This window comes from Sphingomonas sp. MJ1 (PH-R8) (assembly GCF_048058635.1).
In the GTDB taxonomy this organism is placed as follows: Bacteria; Pseudomonadota; Alphaproteobacteria; order Sphingomonadales; family Sphingomonadaceae; genus Sphingomonas.
In genome coordinates this window covers 334,062-350,846 of sequence record NZ_JBBEFX010000001.1, presented here as the reverse complement: position 1 = coordinate 350,846, position 16,785 = coordinate 334,062, and the positions used below count along the sequence as shown (strand labels likewise).

Below are 16,785 nucleotides of genomic sequence, written 5' to 3'. Positions count from 1 at the left end.
TGCTCCCCTAGCGCAGCGGGACGCCGGATGCGAGCCCTCGGGATCGTTTCTTACCCGTTCCTAGTTATCTAGCTCCTCGGACCCGGCCGGAGCGCGGGTGATCTTCAACGCTTCAGGAAGATGTAGCGCGCGGGTTGGAACGGCGAGGCTGATGCCCGCTTTCTCAAGCCGCTCCATAATGGTGAGCAAGAGGTCCTGCTTGATATGGATCGCCTCCACGGCATCGAGCACCGCGATGTAGGAGAAGACCTCCACGTTGACCGCGCTCTCGCCGAACGCCGCCAGATTGGCGCGCGCGCCATCCTGGTCGATCTGGGCATGCTCCTTCAGCACCCCTTCGATGATCGCGATGGCTTCGCGGAGCTTGTCGGCCGAGATGCCGTATTCGAGCGCGATCACCGGGGCGAAGAGATAGCGGTCGCGCGTCGCGAAGTTCTCAATCTGGAGCGAGGCGAAGTTGCCGTTGGGGATCGTCACCACCGTGCGATCATTGGTGCGGATGCGCGTGGAACGCATGCCGACGTCTTCGACCGTGCCGAGCACATCGCCGACCTTGCAGAAGTCTCCGACCTGGACGGGCCGATCGACGATCACGGTGACGCTGCCCACTAAATTCTCGATTGTCTTCTGCGCGCCCAGGGCGAGGGCGATACCGCCGATCCCGAGGGCGGCGATGCCGGTGGTCACGTCGATGCCGAGCGTGTCCAGAATGGCGACGATCGCGAGCGCGAGGAGCAGCACCTTTGCCGAGCGGCGCAGAAGGGTGATGACAGAAACCGCCTGCCGCCGCTGCGATCGCTGCATCCGCGCGATGATCAACCGGCTGATGGCGTCGACGAAGCGCAGGGCGAACCACGCAAGCGCCACCCAGGCGATGATGCCGGCATAGCGCAGCAGCGTCTGCCGGGCCACGATCGAGACGGGGAGCGAGTCCGCGTAGACGTAGAAGCCCACGACGGCGAGGAAGAGGCTGAGCGGCGGAAGGGCCGCGTGCGAGAAGCGGAACGTGGGGCTTTGCTCGCGATCCCGAACCACCCGGCCGATGCCGAGCAGGATGAGACTGGCAAGAAGACGAAGGCCGACGAAGCTGATGGCGGCAAGCCCCAGCAGCAGCCCCCAGTCGACGAGCGGCGCGCCGGCGACGCTCGTGTCGGTAATGCTCTCCGTCTGAGCAGGGGCCGCGGGCTCGGGAGCGTGGGCGCGCAGCACCTTGATGGTCTGGGTCGAGATCCGCCAGAGTTGCTGACCTTCCCCCACATCTCCGCGGACAAGGAGAATAGGCTCCTCTTTTTCCCCAAACTTGAGCGTGCCGACCTGCTCTTGTTCAGGAGCCAGCGTATCGTCGATACGGCCCGTGGCTTCGTTCGAAAGCACGGCAAAGGGGAGCAGCGACCCACCGCTGTCGAGCGCCGCTTGAAGGCGCCGCGCCAGATCAGAGGCAGCAGCGGCCGCACGCGGCGTCTTGGGAGGCGCCAATTCGAAGTAGTTGGCTGCGCGGGCGTAGTCCTGCTCGCCGAGCGCCTTCACCAGCCCGGTCACTGCCGATCGCGGCGTCTCGCGCCCATAGGTGTCGGCGAGCACTGCGGGCGTCGTGGTGTTGCCGGCGGTCTCCTGCGCCTGGGCGGGCGCCCACACCACCATGGTCAACAGCAGGGCGGCCAGGAGCCTCTTGATTACCAGCATTCACAAACCTTCTTCGTCAACTCGCCGGAAGTTCTAGGCGCCCCCGGCCTGATTGCCACGAAGCCGCGCGGGCAAACGCGTTCAAAGGAGCCATTCGATCGGCAGCTTGGCAGCAGCGGCAAGGGCGAGGCGCGGGATCAGCCGCATGCCAGGCTCCTGGTGATGCACGCGCCGCTCGCCTCCGTTCTCCTCGATCCAGATGAGTTCGCCGTCTTCTCCGATCCGCACCTCGTAGGCGAGGTGCGCAACCTGGTCGGCGAACACGTCCGACACCTGTGCGGCGAGGGTGGGGCTCTCGATGATGAAGCCGAGTTCGGTGTTCAGGGCGACCGAGCGAGGGTCCAGGTTGAACGACCCGATGAACAGGCGCTCGCGATCGACGGTGAACGTCTTCGCGTGCAGCGTCGACGCGCCCGAGCGGAGCGCTGCCGTGGAGCCGGTCCCGGAGCCCCTGAAATTGCTGGCGACACCCAGCCGGACGCCGCGGCGGCGCTCCCGGCGACGCGGCGCCGCGCGTGCTTCCCGCCGCATCTCGAACAAGCGAACGCCCGCCTGCAGCAGCCGTTTGCGGTACGGCGCATAGCCAGCATGAACGATGCCCACGTCGGTTGCCTCATAGGCGTTGGTAAGCACCGATACGGCCACGCCTTCCCGCGCAAGCTTGCCGAAGGTGCGACACCCGCGGCGGCCAGGTACGAAGTAGCTGGAGATGAGACCGAGCTCGCTCTTAGCGGTCTCAAGCGCGGCACCCAGCTTGTCGCTCAGGAGGGCCCGTTCGTGCACGCTGCCGAGAGCCTTGGCGGGGTCGTCGCTGAGCATCCGGACCTCCGCCCACTCCAGCGCAAGGCGACCCTCCACCAGCTGGTGCACGAGCGGCAGGTCGCGTAGCGCCTGGACATAGCGTTTTGCCGAAGGATCACGCTCGACGATCGACGCACGCTTGCGCAGGCGCCGTCGCTGATCCTTGCGCACGCCCGGAAGGATCCGGGCCGCGGGGTAGGAGGAGCCGCAGCACCAGTAGCGGTCAAAATCGTCGGAAACCTCCGCGACGATCGGACCGATCGCCAGTGCGTCCAGATCGGCGAACAAGCCGCCATCGGCCGCGCCGAAATACTCGTCGCCGATGTTGCGCCCGCCGACGATGGTGACGCTGTTATCGGCGGTGAAGCTCTTGTTGTGCATCCGCCGGTTGAGCCGGGGGAACTCGGTTATGTAGCCAATCGGCTTCGGCCAGCGGATCCGGAACGGGTTGAACAGCCGGACCTCGATGTTGGGATGTGCGTCGAGCGCCGCCAGCACTGCGTCGAGCCCCGAAATGCCGTTGTCGTCCAGAAGCAGTCGAACCCGCACCCCGCGTTCTGCCGCGGCATGGACGGCTTCCAGCAGCAGCGTTCCCGAGCGATCACCGTGCCAGATGTAATATTGCAGATCGAGGCTGCGCTCGGCCGCCCGGGCGAGGGCGACACGCGCGGCAAAGGCTTCTCGCGCATCGGCGAGCAGTTTGATCCCGGACGCACCCGGATGACTTGCGCTCTCTTTCGCCGCGCCGCGGGCCAGCGCGGTGTCGGCAACATCGGCGATGATCCGCGAGCTCGAGTTTTTCGGATTGGGCGGGAGGCGATTGATCCACCAAAGCAGGCCCAGACCTATGGCGCCTGCTCCGATCGATCTCGCCCAACTGGCCTTCACTGCACCGGCGCTCCCGTTTCGTAGACCGGCCGGTGCCGGGCTGATGGTCGCTTAACGGTTACGGACGCGAGACGATCCGTCAGAGAGCTTCGCACGCCTCGGCGATGGCGGCGTAGATGCGGTCGAGGTCGGCGTCTTCGATGCAGTAGGGCGGCATCACATAGACCGTGTTGCCAAGTGGTCTGAGGAGCAGGTCCCTGTCCCGGAAATGCGCCAGCAGGCGTGGAGCGAGCGCGGACAAGTAGCCGTCTTCCCCCGCGATCTCGAGCGCCGTGATGGTGCCGCTTCGCCGGCAATCCCGAACATTGCGGATGCCCGAGAGCGCGTCGAGCCGAGCCTGTTGCCGCTTCCCCAGCGACTCAATGCGCTCCGCCACCGGTTCTTCCGCCCAGATCGCCAGATTGGCACGGGCCGCCGCGCAGGCGATCGGATTGGCGGTGTAGCTGGAAGAGTGGAAGAACATCTTCCCGCGATCCGGGCCATAGTGCGCCTGGAAGATCGGCTCGGTGGCCATGGTGACGGCGAGGGGAACGGCGCCTCCCGTCAATCCCTTCGACAGGCAGAGGATGTCGGGCACCACGCCGGCCTGCTCGCACCCCAGCAACGTTCCGGTCCGCCCCCAGCCGGTCATCACCTCGTCCGCCACGAACAGCACGCCGTGTCGCGCACAGATGGCGCGCATTTCGCGGAGCGTGGAAGGGGCGTAGAAGTGCATGCCGCCAGCGCCCAGCACCAACGGCTCGACGATGAACGCCGCTGCCCCGGCGGCACAGGCCTGTTCCAGGGCGTCGAGACTTGCCTGCTCGCCACCCGGCACGGGAAAGGGGATGGTGCCCACGTCGAACAGCAGCGGCTCATAGGCGCTGTTGAACACGCCACGCGCGCTCACCGACATCGCGCCGATGGTATCGCCGTGGTAGCCATGTTCGAGGACGAGGATCCGATGCCGGGCCGGGTCGTGTTCTCGCCAATAGCCCAGCGCCATCTTGAGCGCGACCTCGACGCTGGTGGAGCCCGAGTCCGAGAAGAAAACCCGAGTCAGTTCGCGCGGCATGATGTCGCGCAGGCCCTGGGCGACCGCCTCCGCCGGTTCGTGCGTCCATCCGGCGAAAATGATCTGGTCGAGTCTCTCCGCCTGGTCCCGGATCGCGGCGACGATCCGCGGATGGGAATGGCCGTGCGTCGTGACCCACCAGGAGGAGATTGCATCCACGATGCGGCGGCCATCGGCGGTATGAAGCGCCGCCCCTTCTGCACGGGCCACCAGCGGGATGGGCTCGCCGAGCCCATGCTGGGTGAAGGGGTGCCACACGGGCGAGGCGCTCACCGGAAGATCTCCAGATCGAAGTTGCTGTGGAAGGCGGCCGCCAGCGTCTCCGCATTCAGCGGATCCAGCCGGGGAAGGCGGCCGAGGCGGCGGACCTGACCGACCTCGGCGACGATGGCCTCGCTGTCCTCGACCCGCTCCCCGATGAAGGCGACACCCAGGATCGGTACGCCGCGCGCCCGCAGGGCTTCGACCGACAAGAGGCTGTGATTGATGGTGCCGAGGCCCGTGCGGGCGACCAGCACGACCGGCTGGTTCCAGCGGGCGAAGACATCGGCGAACAGCATGGTTCGCGTGACCGGGACGAGCACGCCGCCCGCACCTTCCACGACGAGCGCATCGTCGCCCGCCGGCAGCGCGAGCTTGTCCTCCTCGATCGCCACTCCGTCGATTTCCGCAGCGAGATGCGGGGAGCAGGGGGTCGCAAGCCGGTATGCCTCGGAAAGGATGTGCGTCCTGGGTACGCCCAGCGTTTCGACCCGGGCGGCATCGGTGCCGTCCGCCAGCCCCGACTGGACGGGTTTCCAGTAGCGTGCGCCAAGCGCCGCAGCGAGGCCGGCGGCGAAGACGGTCTTGCCGATGTCGGTGTCGGTACCCGTGACGATGATGGTCTTGCTCATGGCACGACCTCCTGCAGCAGCGCGGCCAGACGGTCCACATCCTCGGTCGTGACATTGAGGGTGAGGGACACGCGCAGGCGCGAAGTGCCGCGCGGCACCGTGGGCGGGCGGATGCCGCGCACGTCGAACCCAGCGGCTTGCAGGGCTTCGGCTGCCCGCATGGTCGCGGCGTCGTCCCCAATCACCAGAGGAAGGATCTGCGAGCCGGTCGGCTGGACGCCCGCGGGTGCAAGTGCACGTTCCGCGTGGCGCACCAGGTCATGGAGCCGTTCGCGTCGCTCCGGCTCATCGGCGAGGATATGCAGGCTCTCCCGAACCGCCCGCGCCATCAGCGGGGAGGGGGCCGTGGAGAAAATGAACCCGCGGCCGCGATTGATCAGGAAGTCGCGCACGATCCTCGGTCCGCAGACGAGCGCGCCTTCGCACCCTATCGCCTTCCCGCAAGTGCGCAGGGTAACGACGTTGCCGCGACCTTCCAGATCCTCGGCAAGACCCCGCCCGCCAGCGCCGAACACGCCGGTCGCGTGCGCCTCGTCGATCAGCAGGATCGCATCCTGCGCGTCAGCCAGCTTCGCGAGCGCCGCCAGCGGCGCCCGGTCACCGTCCATGCTGTAGAGGCTCTCCACCGCGATCCAGGGCGTCCCGGTCCCGCCGCCCTTGCGCCATTGGCGGATGGCCGCCTCAAAGGAGTCGACCTGGTTGTGTTCGGCGGCGACGCAGCTGGCGCGGCCGAGCCGCATCCCCTCGTGCGCGCTTGCGTGTACCAGCGCATCATAGACGACCAGGTCGCCGCGCTGCGGAAGGGTCGCGAACAGCGCCGCGTTGGCGGCAAAGCCGCTCGCAAAGTAGAGGGAGGCCTCGCTGCCGAAGAAGGCGGCGGCCTCGGCCTCCAGCGCTTCGTGCTCGTCGGAGTTGCCGCGAAGGAGCCGCGACCCACCCGAACCGACCGCTACGCCCTCCGCGAGCGCGGCCGCGACAGCATTCCGCAGGCGAGCCGCGGAAGCGAGCGCGAGATAATCGTTGGAGGCGAAGTCGGTGCCCTGACGCGACAGGAGCCGGCGGATACGATGCTGGTCCGCCAGCTGCGCCAGATCGGCGCGATGGGCTGCAAAGCTCGGCATGGCGGGGGTGTAGCGGCATCGTCCCGCGATGCCACCCCCGCCATGCCGGTTGCGCTTAGTGGTTGTCGCGCGGCAGACCCATGGTCTGCGCGATGCGCTGGTACTTCTCGGCACCCTCCAGGATCGCGCCGGTGTTCATCTGGCCGACCACCGAACGCTGGATTTCCTGCCACGGCGTCTGCGAGGCCGGATACTGGTACCCGCCCTCCGCCTCGAGCTTGCGACGACGCTCCGCGAGTTCCTCGTCCGAGATCAGCACGTCGGCCGTCCCCTTGTTGAGGTCGATGCGGACGCGGTCACCGGTCTGGATGAGGGCCAGGCCGCCCATCGCCGCCGCCTCGGGCGAGGCGTTCAGGATGGAGGGGCTGCCGCTGGTGCCGGACTGGCGGCCGTCGCCGATGCAGGGAAGGGCATGGATGCCCTCGCGGATCAGATAAGCCGGCGGACGCATGTTCACGACCTCGGCCGCACCCGGATAGCCGATCGGGCCGGCGCCCCGCATGAACATCAGCGTCTCCGCGGTGATGTTCACGGACGGATCGTCGATGCGATGGTGATAGTCCTCCGGCCCGTCAAATACGACTGCCGGGCCTTCGAAGGCGTTCGGATCGTTCGGGTTCGACAGATAGCGCTCGCGGAACTCCTCGCTGATGACGCTGGTCTTCATGATCGCCGCGTCGAACAGGTTGCCCGACAGGACGATGAAGCCGGCTTCTTCCTTCAGCGGCTGGTTGAACGGGCGAATGACCTTTTCGTCCTCGATCTCGACGCCACGGCAGTTCTCGCCGATCGTCTTACCGTTCACGGTCATGACGTCCTCATGGATCAGGCCCTGATCCATCAGCTGCGAGACCACGGCCGGGACGCCGCCTGCGCGATAATAATCCTCGCCCAGATACTCGCCCGCCGGCTGCAGGTTCACGAGCAGCGGCACCTTGTGGCCGTGCTCCTGCCAGTCGCGGATGTCGAGCTCGACGCCCATGTGGCGGGCGAGCGCGGCGAGGTGGATCGGCGCGTTGGTCGAGCCGCCGATCGCCGAGTTGACGACGATCGCGTTCAGGAACGCCTCGCGCGTCATGACGTCGGACGGCTTCAGGTCCTCGGCCACCATCTCGACGATGCGCTTGCCGGTCTCGTACGCCACTTCCTGACGGTCGCGGTACGGCGCCGGGATCGCGGCCGAGCCTGGAAGCTGCATGCCGAGCGCCTCGGCGAGCGAGTTCATCGTCGTCGCAGTGCCCATGGTGTTGCAGTAGCCCGTCGACGGTGCAGACGACGCCACCAGCTTGATGAAGCCCGCGTTGTCGATCTCGCCGGCTGCGAGCATCTGGCGCGCCTTCCACACGATGGTGCCCGAACCGGTGCGCTCGCCCTTGTGCCAGCCGTTGAGCATCGGGCCGACCGACAGCGCAATCGCCGGGATGTTCACGGTCGCCGCTGCCATCAGGCAGGCAGGCGTCGTCTTGTCGCAGCCGATCGTCAGCACGACGGCGTCGAGCGGATAGCCGTACAGCACCTCCACCAGCGCCATGTACGCAAGGTTGCGGTCGAGCCCGGCGGTCGGGCGCTTGCCGGTTTCCTGGATCGGGTGGACCGGGAACTCGAGGGCGATGCCGCCGGCTTCGCGAATGCCTTCGCGCAGGCGCTCCGCCAGCACCAGGTGGTGCCGGTTGCAGGGGGAGAGGTCACTGCCGGTCTGGGCGATGCCGATGATCGGCTTGCCCGACTGGAGCTCGGCCTGGCTGAGGCCGAAGTTCATGTACCGCTCGATGTAGAGCGCCGTCATGTCGATATTCTCTGGATTATCGAACCAGGCGCGCGAGCGAAGCTTGTTGGTCGGGGTGGCAGTCATGGGAGGTGTCCGGTCAGCGAGTCGTGGAAAGGCGATAGATCATGACATGCCGGTACGGCTTGCCGGGATCCACTCGGGCGGAAACAAAGTCGGGGTGATTGGGCGCGTCCGGAAACTTCTGCGGCTCCAGGGCGATCCCATCCCCCATGCGATACAGGTGACCCTTCTTGCCCAAATAGGTGCCGTCAAGGAAGTTGCCCGTGTAGAACTGGACCCCAGGCTCGGTGGTCAGCACTTCGAGCACGCGACCCGACTGCGGGTCCTCCAGACGCGCGGCGAGTTCGGGCTTGGCAGTCAGCCCCTTGTCGAGGGCGAAGTTGTGGTCGTAGCCCTGACCGTAGCGGATCTGCTGGTCATGGCCGTCCCGAATGCCGTCGGCCACCACGCGGGGGCTGCGGAAGTCGAACACCGTACCCGCGACCGGGCGACGCTCTCCGGTCGGAATCAGCTTGGTATCCACGGGCGTATAGGTCGCCGCAGGAACGGTCAGGCGGTGCCCGGTGGCACCCATCGGTGAACCTTCCCCCGCCAGGTTGAAGATGGCGTGGTTGGTCATGTTGACGATGGTCGGCTTGCTGGTCTTGCCCTCGAAGGCGATCGTCAGCGAACCCTTGTCGTCCAGCGAATAGGTGACGGTCACGTCGAACTGCCCGGGGTAGCCGGAATCGCCGTCCGGGCTGCGATGCGCCAGCACGACGCTCGCCACCGGCCCGTTCTTCACGGAAACGACGCGCCAGACCTGCTTGTCGAAGCCCTTGCCGCCGCCGTGCAGCGAATTGGTCTTGTCGTTGAGCGGCAACTGGAACTTCTTGCCATCCAGCGTGAACGTGCCGCCGGCGATGCGGTTGGCGTAACGCCCCACGGTGACCCCAAAATAGTTCGGATGATCGACATAGTCGGCGAGGTCGTCGTAGCCGAGCACCACGTCCGCCTTGTTGCCGTCGCGGTCGGGTGCGATCAGCGACTGCAGCGTCGCACCATAGGTCAGCACGCGCGCGGAGACGCCGTTGGCGCCCACGAGCGTGATCGCTTCAACTGCAGTGCCGTCCTTCAGCGTTCCGGCAGCGGAACGCTGCACCTCCGCCGCGGATGCCGTCCCCGCCGTCAGCGCTGTCGTGGCCGCCGCCACCAGCGCCAGAACAACTCCATCGCTGCCCACCTTCCGCATCGTCCTATCCTTGTGTATCGACGCCGTTGACGCGCCTTTCGGGGCTATATAGTCGGACAAAATTCACCAGGGCAAGCCGCGCAGCAGATGCTGGCGAACAGCGCGACCGCTTCGGCTTCCACACAGGAGACAGGATGCATGGCGTTGCCGCCAACTTCTTCCGTCGCTTCGACAGGTGCGCACCATGCGCCCGGTGGAAGCTACAAGCCCGCGTTGACGCTGCTTGCCAGCCTCTTCTTCATGTGGGGCTTCATCACCGTCATCAACAATACCCTCCTGCCGCATCTCAGGAGCGTGTTTGAACTCGATTACACGCAGACCACGCTGATCGAATCGGTCTGGTTCATCGCGTATTTCGTGGCCTCCATCCCTTCGGCGAAGCTGATCGAGCGGATCGGCTATCAGAAGTCGATCGTGACCGGGCTCGTCATCATGGCAGCCGGTGCGCTGCTGATGGTGCCGGCAGCGCGACTGCCGTCCTATGGCGTCGTGCTCACCGCGCTGTTCATCATCGCCAGCGGAATCACGCTGCTCCAAGTGGCGGCGAACCCGTATGTTGCGGTCATCGGCCCGCCGGAAACCGGCTCCTCGCGCCTCAACCTCGTGCAGGCGTTCAACTCGCTCGGCACTACGCTTGCGCCGCTGTTCGCAGGCTATCTGATCCTGGGCCGTTCGAAGGGCGGCACGGCAGAAGCCGGCGTGACGCTCACGGCAGCTGAGCGCTATGCCGATGCGCAGTCGGTGATCCTGCCGTATCTGATCGTCGCGGCGGTGCTGGTGGTGCTTGCCGTGGTCATCGCGCGCTTCCCGCTTCCGGCGATCGGCCAGGCTACCCAGCGCGTCTCGCGTGAGGAGCGGCGCGGCATGTCGCTTTGGAAGCACCGGAACCTCGTCTGGGGTGTGCCGGCGATCTTCATCTACCTGATCGCGGAAATCGGCGTCGCCAACCTGTTCATCAACTTCGTCTCGCAGCCGGACATCGCGGCGATCACGCACGAGCAGGCATCGCGCTACCTGGCGCTGCTGTGGGGCGGCATGATGGTCGGCCGCTTCGTCGGCAGCTTTGTCATGCAGAAGGTGCCCGCCGACAAAGTTCTGGCATTCTTCGCGGTCGGCGCGTTCATCGTGATGCTGCTGGCGACCTTCACCAGCGGCCATGCGGCGATGTGGTCGCTGATCGCGGTCGGCCTGTTCCACTCGATCATGTTCCCGACGATCTTCACGCTGGGCATCAAGGGCCTGGGTCCGCTCACCGAAGAAGGCTCGGGCCTGCTCATCATGGCGATCGCTGGCGGTGCGCTGGTGGTGGTGCAGGGCTGGCTGGCCGATACGGTCGGGCTGCAGACCTCGTTCCTGCTGACCGCCGCCTGCGAACTCTACATCCTGTTCTACGCGCTGTGGGGCTCCAAGCCCACGCATGCGCTGCCGGAGCCCGAGGTGATCGGGTAATCTTGCCGGCAAGGCACGACGAGGGCGCCTCCGCTACCGCGGGGGCGCCCTTTTCGTATCACTCCATGGCGTGGCGCGTATCCTCGAGCGCCAGGTCGACCAGTGCGCGCATCGCCGCACCGGCTGCCTCCGCATCGCCTGCCGCAATGCCGTCATAGACGCGGATGTGATCGGGCAAGGGATCGCGGGGCAGGGCGCGGGAGCGTTGCTTGAACTGGGTGGTCCAGTTCACCGCCGCCCCGATGCTGGCGCTCAGCACGACCAGCGCGTCGTTCCGCGTGGCGCGGAGAATCGCGTCGTGGAAATCGCGGTCTGCGGCCAGGCCGGCTTCCGTCGCCAGCGTGTGCCGCCGCATGGCCGCCAGTGCGTCCTTCATCGCCTTCAGGTCGGCGCGGTCGCGCCGTTCGGCCGCCAGGCGTGCAGCTGCGGGCTCGACGATCGCCCGCAGTTCGAACAGGCTGCGGATGAACTGGATGTCCGGACTGCCTGCGAAAGCCCAGGCGACGACATCCGGATCCAGGAGGTTCCAGCGGTTGCGCGGCAGGACGCGGGTGCCCGCCTTGGGGCGGCTCTCTACCAGCCCCTTTGCCGTCAGGACCTGCACCGCCTCGCGATAGGCGCTGCGGGAAACGTCCAGCGCCTCCGAGAAGGCGATCTCCCCCGAAAGGGTGTCGCCCGGCGCATACTCGCCCGAGACGATCGCCAGGCCCAGCTTGTGTGCGATCGCGCCGCGCAGCCGGCGCCCGGTGCCGCGCGGCTGTCGCGCCGGCGTCTTTGCGCTCTCCGGCGCATCAGCCTCGCCCTTCGCATTGGTCATCCCTATCTCCCCCGCTAAGGCTGTGGTCGCGTTTTGAATGCCGAACGAACGATTGCCAAGCCGGCACCGCTTTAATATGTCCGAGTAAATAAGGAGCCACCCCATGACCAACGACACTGCAACCCTGAACCGGGCGAGTGACGCCGGCTTTCGTTCGATCTCGGCCGACACGGGCGAGCCCTTTGGAGAGCCGTTTGCCGTTCATGGTCCGGCCGACGTCGACGCGGCCTGCGCCGCGGCAGAAGCTGCGTTCGACGCGTATCGCTCGACGGACCGTGAGACGCGCGCCGCGTTCCTGGAAAAGATTGGCGAAGAGATCCTGGCGATCGGCGACGAGCTGATCGAGACGGCGATGCGCGAGAGCGGCCTGCCGCGCGCCCGCTTGGAGGGTGAGCGCGGCCGCACCGTCGGCCAGCTCAAGATGTTCGCCGGTGTCGTCCGCAAGGGTGGCTGGCTCGGTCTGCGCATCGATCCGGCACTTCCGGATCGCCAGCCGCTGCCGCGTCCGGACCTGCGCCTGCGCATGATCCCGCTCGGCCCGGTCGCAGTGTTCGGTGCCTCGAACTTCCCGCTCGCGTTCTCGACTGCTGGTGGCGACACGGCCTCGGCGCTCGCCGCCGGTTGCCCGGTCGTTGTGAAGGGCCACCCGGCGCATCCGGCAACGGGCGCGTTGGTCGCAGAGGCGATCCGTCGCGCGGTCGCCGCCTCCGGTCTGCCGGAAGGCGTGTTCTCGCACCTCGTCGGCCCCGGCAACGAACTCGGGTCGCAGCTGGTGCAGGACCCGCGCATCACCGCAGTGGGCTTCACCGGCTCGCGTGGCGGTGGCTTGGCGCTGATGAAGCTTGCACAGGCGCGTGAAGTGCCGATCCCGGTCTATGCCGAGATGTCGAGCATCAACCCCGTTCTGCTGATGCCGGAAGCGCTGAAGGCGCGCGGCGCGGCGCTGGGTACGGCCTTCGTCGGCTCGCTGACGATGGGCGCGGGCCAGTTCTGCACGAACCCGGGCCTGTTGCTCGCGATCGAAGGCGAGGGGCTGGATGCATTCGTCGAGGCGGCGAAGACCGCGCTCGTCGAGGCAGGCGCCAGCACCATGCTGACGCCCGGCATCCACAAGGCATATTCGGAGAGCGTCGAGAACCTTGCGTCGCATGCGCAGGTCGAGACGGTCGCGCGTGGCAAGGTGGGCGAGGGCGTGACCCAGGGTCAGGCCGCGTTCTTCTCGACCACGGCGGAGGCATTCCTGGCCGACAAGGCGCTGGGGCATGAGGTGTTTGGCGCCTCGTCGATCCTGGTACGTTGCCGCAACGAGGAAGAGCTGCGCCAAGTGCTCATGGCCGCCGAGGGACAGCTCACCGCCACGCTGCACATGGACGCGGGCGACGCGGAGCTTGCGGCGCGGATGGTACCGGTGCTGGAGCGCAAGGCAGGCCGCATCCTCGCCAACGGTTGGCCGACGGGCGTCGAAGTGACGCATGCGATGGTCCATGGCGGGCCGTTCCCGTCGACCTCCGACGGTCGCACGACCTCGGTCGGCAGCCTGGCGATCGACCGCTTCCTGCGGCCGGTGTCGTACCAGAACCTGCTGCCGGAGCTGCTGCCCGCAGATCTGCGCGACGGGGCGCAAGCAGGCCTGCCGCGTCTGATCGACGGCCAGCTCCACAACGATTGATCAATCCCGGCGACCGCAAACGCGGCGTTCAACTGGGGAGGAATTAGGATGACGTTGCGTTTGTTGCAGCATCGGGCGCCGGACGGCACGCGATCGGTGATCGCGGCCCAGGGCGACCGGGCGGCATTCGTGCCGGGGGTCGATAGTGTGCGGGCGCTCGCCGCCCGCGCCATCGCCCAAGGCACCAGCCTGGCGGATGCGGTCGCCGCATGCGGGGAGGGGGCTACCGTCGACCTCGCCGCGGAGTTTGAGGCCGGTCACCTGATCGCGCCGATCGACCATGAGGATCCGGCGCACGTCGTGATGACGGGCACCGGCCTCACGCACCTCGGCTCGGCCGAGGGGCGCGATAAGATGCACCGCGAGGCGGCCGCCGTCGAAAAGCAGACGGACTCCATGCGGATGTTCCTGGAAGGCGTCGAGGGCGGCAAGCCCGCAGCCGGCCAGGTCGGCCAGCAGCCGGAGTGGTTCTACAAGGGCGACGGATCGCAGCTGGTCGCGCCGGGCGCCCCGCTGTCGATGCCCGCCTTCGCCCAGGACGGCGGCGAGGAGCCGGAGCTTGCAGGCATCTATCTGATCGGTCCGGACGGTACGCCGTTCCGCCTGGGTCTCTGCCTCGCCAACGAGTTCAGCGACCATGTGACCGAGCGCCACAATTACTTGTGGCTCGCGCACTCGAAGCTGCGCCAGGCGTCGCTTGGGCCGGAGATCGTCGTGGGCACGCCGCCGTCGGACGTGCGCGGCAGCAGCCGCATCCTGCGCAACGGCGAGGTTCTTTGGGAAAAGCCGTTCCTGTCGGGTGAGGACAACATGTCCCACAGCCTGGCGAACCTGGAGGCGCATCACTTCAAATATGCGCTGTTCCGCCGCCCCGGCGACATTCACATCCACTTCTTCGGGACGGCCACGCTGTCGTTCACCGACGGCGTGAAGACGGAAACCGGCGACGTGTTCGAGATCGAAGCGGCGCCGTTCACGCTGCCGCTGCGCAACCCGCTCGCCCGCGACGCCGAGGCGCCGGTGACCGTTCGCGCACTCTGATCCAGCCTGCCCGGCCTCCGCGCTACCGCGGGGCCGGGCAGCCACTGCCGGTCGTCCAAAGGGCTTGCAGTCCGGGCGGTCAGCAGCGACGAGGGATGCAGCCCGCGCGGTATCGGTCGCGCCCTTGCACAGGATCCTTCGATGGTCGTCACGGACATCGCAACCCGCACGTACGACCATAATTTTCGGCTCGACCCGATCGTCCGCAGCCTGCTCGACACGGACTTCTACAAGCTGCTGATGCTGCAGATGATCCGGCACGTGCATCCGGACGTCGACGCGACCTTTTCCGTAATCAATCGCACCCACTCGGTTCGCCTGGCGGAGGTGATCGACGAAGCGGAGCTGCGCGCGCAGCTAGACCATGCTCGCACCATTCGCTTTGCGAAGAAGGAGTTGATCTGGCTCGCCGGCAACAGCTTCTACGGCACGGCACGGATGTTCAGCCCAGATTTCATCCGCTGGCTGGCCGAGTTCCAGCTGCCGCCCTATGTGCTGGAGAAGCACGACGGCCAGTATGCGCTGCATTTCGAAGGCCCTTGGACCCACACGACGATGTGGGAAATCCCAGCGCTGACCATCATCAACGAGCTACGCGCTCGCGCCGCCATGCGCGACAGGGGGCGGTTTGCACTCGACGTGCTCTATGCGCGCGCCAAGGCGAAGCTGTGGCAGAAGGTCGAGCGGCTGCGCGCGCTCCCCAATCTGGTTCTGTCCGACTTCGGAACCCGCCGTCGCCACGGCTTCCTTTGGCAACGCTGGTGCGTCGACGCCCTCAAGGAGGGACTCGGCGACCGGTTCATCGGCACGTCCAACGTGTTGCTGGCGATGGATGCCGACCTGGAGGCGATCGGGACCAATGCGCATGAGCTTCCCATGGTGGAGGCAGCCTTGTCAGACAGCGATGCGGAACTCGCCGGAGCGCCCTATCGCGTCCTCGAGCAATGGCGGCAGCATTATGGCGGCAACCTGCTGGTGGCATTGCCGGACGCGTTCGGAACGACGGCGTTCCTGGCGAACGCACCCGGCTGGGTAGCGGACTGGACAGGCTTCCGTCCCGACAGCGCCCCCCCGATCGCGGCCGGGGAGCAGATCATCGCCTGGTGGCAACGCCACGGCGTCGATCCCCGCAGTAAGTTGCTGATCTTCTCGGACGGCATGGACGTGGACACGATTGAGCAGGTCTACGGCCACTTCCACGGGCGCGTGCGGATGAGCTTTGGCTGGGGCACCAACCTCACCAACGACTTCCGGGACTGCGATCCCGATGGCGCGCACGGGCTCGAGCCGATCTCGCTGGTGTGCAAGGTCACGCGAGTAAACGGGCGGCCCGCGGTGAAGCTCTCCGACAATCCCGAGAAGGCGACCGGCGAGCCGGACGAAATCGCGCGCTACCTGCGCGTGTTCGGCGGGGCGGACCGCGTCGCGAGCGCGGTGGAGGTCTAGGCTGGGGCGCTGAGCCGTTCGCGTGCCGGACCCTCGGTGGAGGGAGCCGGCACGCGTGGCATGCTATTGCGCTTGCGCTGTATTCGAAGGCGCGATCTGGCCCGAAGGTCCTTCCTCGCTCATCTGCTTCGCGTGGTGGATGTTGTACCCCACGAAGATGATCGCCCAGATCGCCGCGATGATCAGCAGGATGATCGCGAGGCGCCGGAGGGGCGGTCCTTTTCGAGGATCGGGCGGCACGGGCATGATGAAGTCCTTCGGATCGGTAGGCGCAGGGGCGAGTCTTAGTGGCTGGCGTCCTCGCCGGCAGCGCGAAGGTCGACAAAGGTGCGCATCACCTTCGGGATACCGCCGATCACGAACGAAGCCATCGACTGCTCTTCAGCCAGCGACTGCTCGAGCAGCGCGGTGACGCTGCCAAACCCGCCGTCTTCGGCCAGGGTGATAAGACCGGTGTAGCTTGCGATTTCGAAGTTCTCGAACGCGAAGTTCGCAAAGCTGTTCTTGATGATCTCGTCGCCAGCCACCGTATGGCTGAGCGCTGCCAGATTGCCGGAGATGCTGAGTCCCAGGTCCTTCAGGTTGGAATGGCTTTCTCCGAGATCGGCAAGGATCTGCTCGACGCGGGAGATCTGCTGCTCGGTCTCGGCCCGGTGGCTGCGCAGCCGGGCTTCGATCTCGGGATAATGCGCGAGACGATCGAGCTGGCGGTCGATCAGCGCCAGAGCCTGATGCTCGACTGCGTGCACGTCGCGCAGGCCGGTGATGAACAGCGGACGGATGATCTTATTGACAGTTGCCATGGGCGTCTCCTCTCGGTTGCGCCTTCAAAGCGCGCGGGAGGAAGGAGAGGTTCCCTGGACCTGGGGCGAGTATGGTGCCGGAAAGCATTGGAACCCGCCA

At 66.7% G+C, this 16,785-nt stretch carries 14 protein-coding genes; 4 read left to right on the top strand and 10 right to left on the bottom strand.

The features are described from left to right. Positions 1-60 precede the first annotated feature (60 nt). From VPH46_RS01635 to VPH46_RS01605, 7 genes are all read right to left on the bottom strand, one after another. The gene (locus tag VPH46_RS01635) at positions 61-1,683 is read right to left on the bottom strand and encodes a mechanosensitive ion channel family protein (RefSeq protein ID WP_416608308.1); all 1,623 of its coding nucleotides are present in this window, start codon (positions 1,681-1,683) and stop codon (positions 61-63) included. Positions 1,684-1,764: 81 nt separating this feature from the next. Beyond that, positions 1,765-3,372 (bottom strand): phospholipase D family protein, encoded by a 1,608-nt coding sequence (locus VPH46_RS01630; RefSeq protein ID WP_416608306.1) that lies wholly within the window; start codon positions 3,370-3,372, stop codon positions 1,765-1,767. A gap of 79 nt (positions 3,373-3,451) precedes the next feature. Then, entirely contained in the window at positions 3,452-4,699 is a 1,248-nt protein-coding gene (locus VPH46_RS01625) for an adenosylmethionine--8-amino-7-oxononanoate transaminase (protein WP_416608304.1), read from the bottom strand. Beyond that, entirely contained in the window at positions 4,696-5,319 is a 624-nt protein-coding gene (gene bioD, locus VPH46_RS01620; protein WP_416608302.1) for a dethiobiotin synthase, read from the bottom strand. The genes VPH46_RS01625 and bioD overlap by 4 nt, the downstream gene beginning before the upstream one ends. Further along, positions 5,316-6,440, bottom strand: coding sequence for an 8-amino-7-oxononanoate synthase (locus tag VPH46_RS01615; protein ID WP_416608300.1), 1,125 nt, complete (start codon positions 6,438-6,440; stop codon positions 5,316-5,318). Before VPH46_RS01615 ends, bioD begins: the two co-directional genes overlap by 4 nt. Before the next feature lie 55 nt (positions 6,441-6,495). Continuing rightward, positions 6,496-8,292 (bottom strand): IlvD/Edd family dehydratase, encoded by a 1,797-nt coding sequence (locus VPH46_RS01610; protein ID WP_125959669.1) that lies wholly within the window; start codon positions 8,290-8,292, stop codon positions 6,496-6,498. Positions 8,293-8,305: 13 nt separating this feature from the next. Beyond that, positions 8,306-9,460, bottom strand: a complete 1,155-nt coding sequence (locus VPH46_RS01605) for an aldose epimerase family protein (protein WP_416608298.1) — start codon at positions 9,458-9,460, stop codon at positions 8,306-8,308. 138 nt (positions 9,461-9,598) lie between these two features. On the opposite strand from VPH46_RS01605, the gene VPH46_RS01600 reads away from it, so the two are divergent. Continuing rightward, complete coding sequence (locus tag VPH46_RS01600) at positions 9,599-10,909, top strand: sugar MFS transporter (protein WP_239435598.1); 1,311 nt, start codon at positions 9,599-9,601, stop codon at positions 10,907-10,909. Between the two features lie 58 nt (positions 10,910-10,967). Here the strand turns inward: VPH46_RS01600 and VPH46_RS01595 are convergent, their stop codons facing one another. Continuing rightward, positions 10,968-11,726, bottom strand: a complete 759-nt coding sequence (locus tag VPH46_RS01595; RefSeq protein WP_416608296.1) for a FadR/GntR family transcriptional regulator — start codon at positions 11,724-11,726, stop codon at positions 10,968-10,970. Between the two features lie 103 nt (positions 11,727-11,829). On the opposite strand from VPH46_RS01595, the gene VPH46_RS01590 reads away from it, so the two are divergent. From VPH46_RS01590 to pncB, 3 genes are all read left to right on the top strand, one after another. Beyond that, the gene (locus VPH46_RS01590; RefSeq protein ID WP_416608294.1) at positions 11,830-13,395 is read left to right on the top strand and encodes an aldehyde dehydrogenase (NADP(+)); all 1,566 of its coding nucleotides are present in this window, start codon (positions 11,830-11,832) and stop codon (positions 13,393-13,395) included. Positions 13,396-13,443: 48 nt separating this feature from the next. Further along, positions 13,444-14,436, top strand: coding sequence for an AraD1 family protein (gene araD1 / locus VPH46_RS01585; RefSeq protein ID WP_239435601.1), 993 nt, complete (start codon positions 13,444-13,446; stop codon positions 14,434-14,436). 141 nt (positions 14,437-14,577) lie between these two features. Next, entirely contained in the window at positions 14,578-15,882 is a 1,305-nt protein-coding gene (gene pncB, locus VPH46_RS01580) for a nicotinate phosphoribosyltransferase (RefSeq protein ID WP_416608291.1), read from the top strand. A gap of 63 nt (positions 15,883-15,945) precedes the next feature. Here the strand turns inward: pncB and VPH46_RS01575 are convergent, their stop codons facing one another. After that, entirely contained in the window at positions 15,946-16,128 is a 183-nt protein-coding gene (locus VPH46_RS01575) for a hypothetical protein (RefSeq protein ID WP_239435603.1), read from the bottom strand. A gap of 38 nt (positions 16,129-16,166) precedes the next feature. Further along, on the bottom strand, positions 16,167-16,685 hold the full coding sequence (locus VPH46_RS01570) for a ferritin-like domain-containing protein (protein WP_416608289.1): 519 nt from the start codon (positions 16,683-16,685) through the stop codon (positions 16,167-16,169). Positions 16,686-16,785 lie beyond the last annotated feature (100 nt).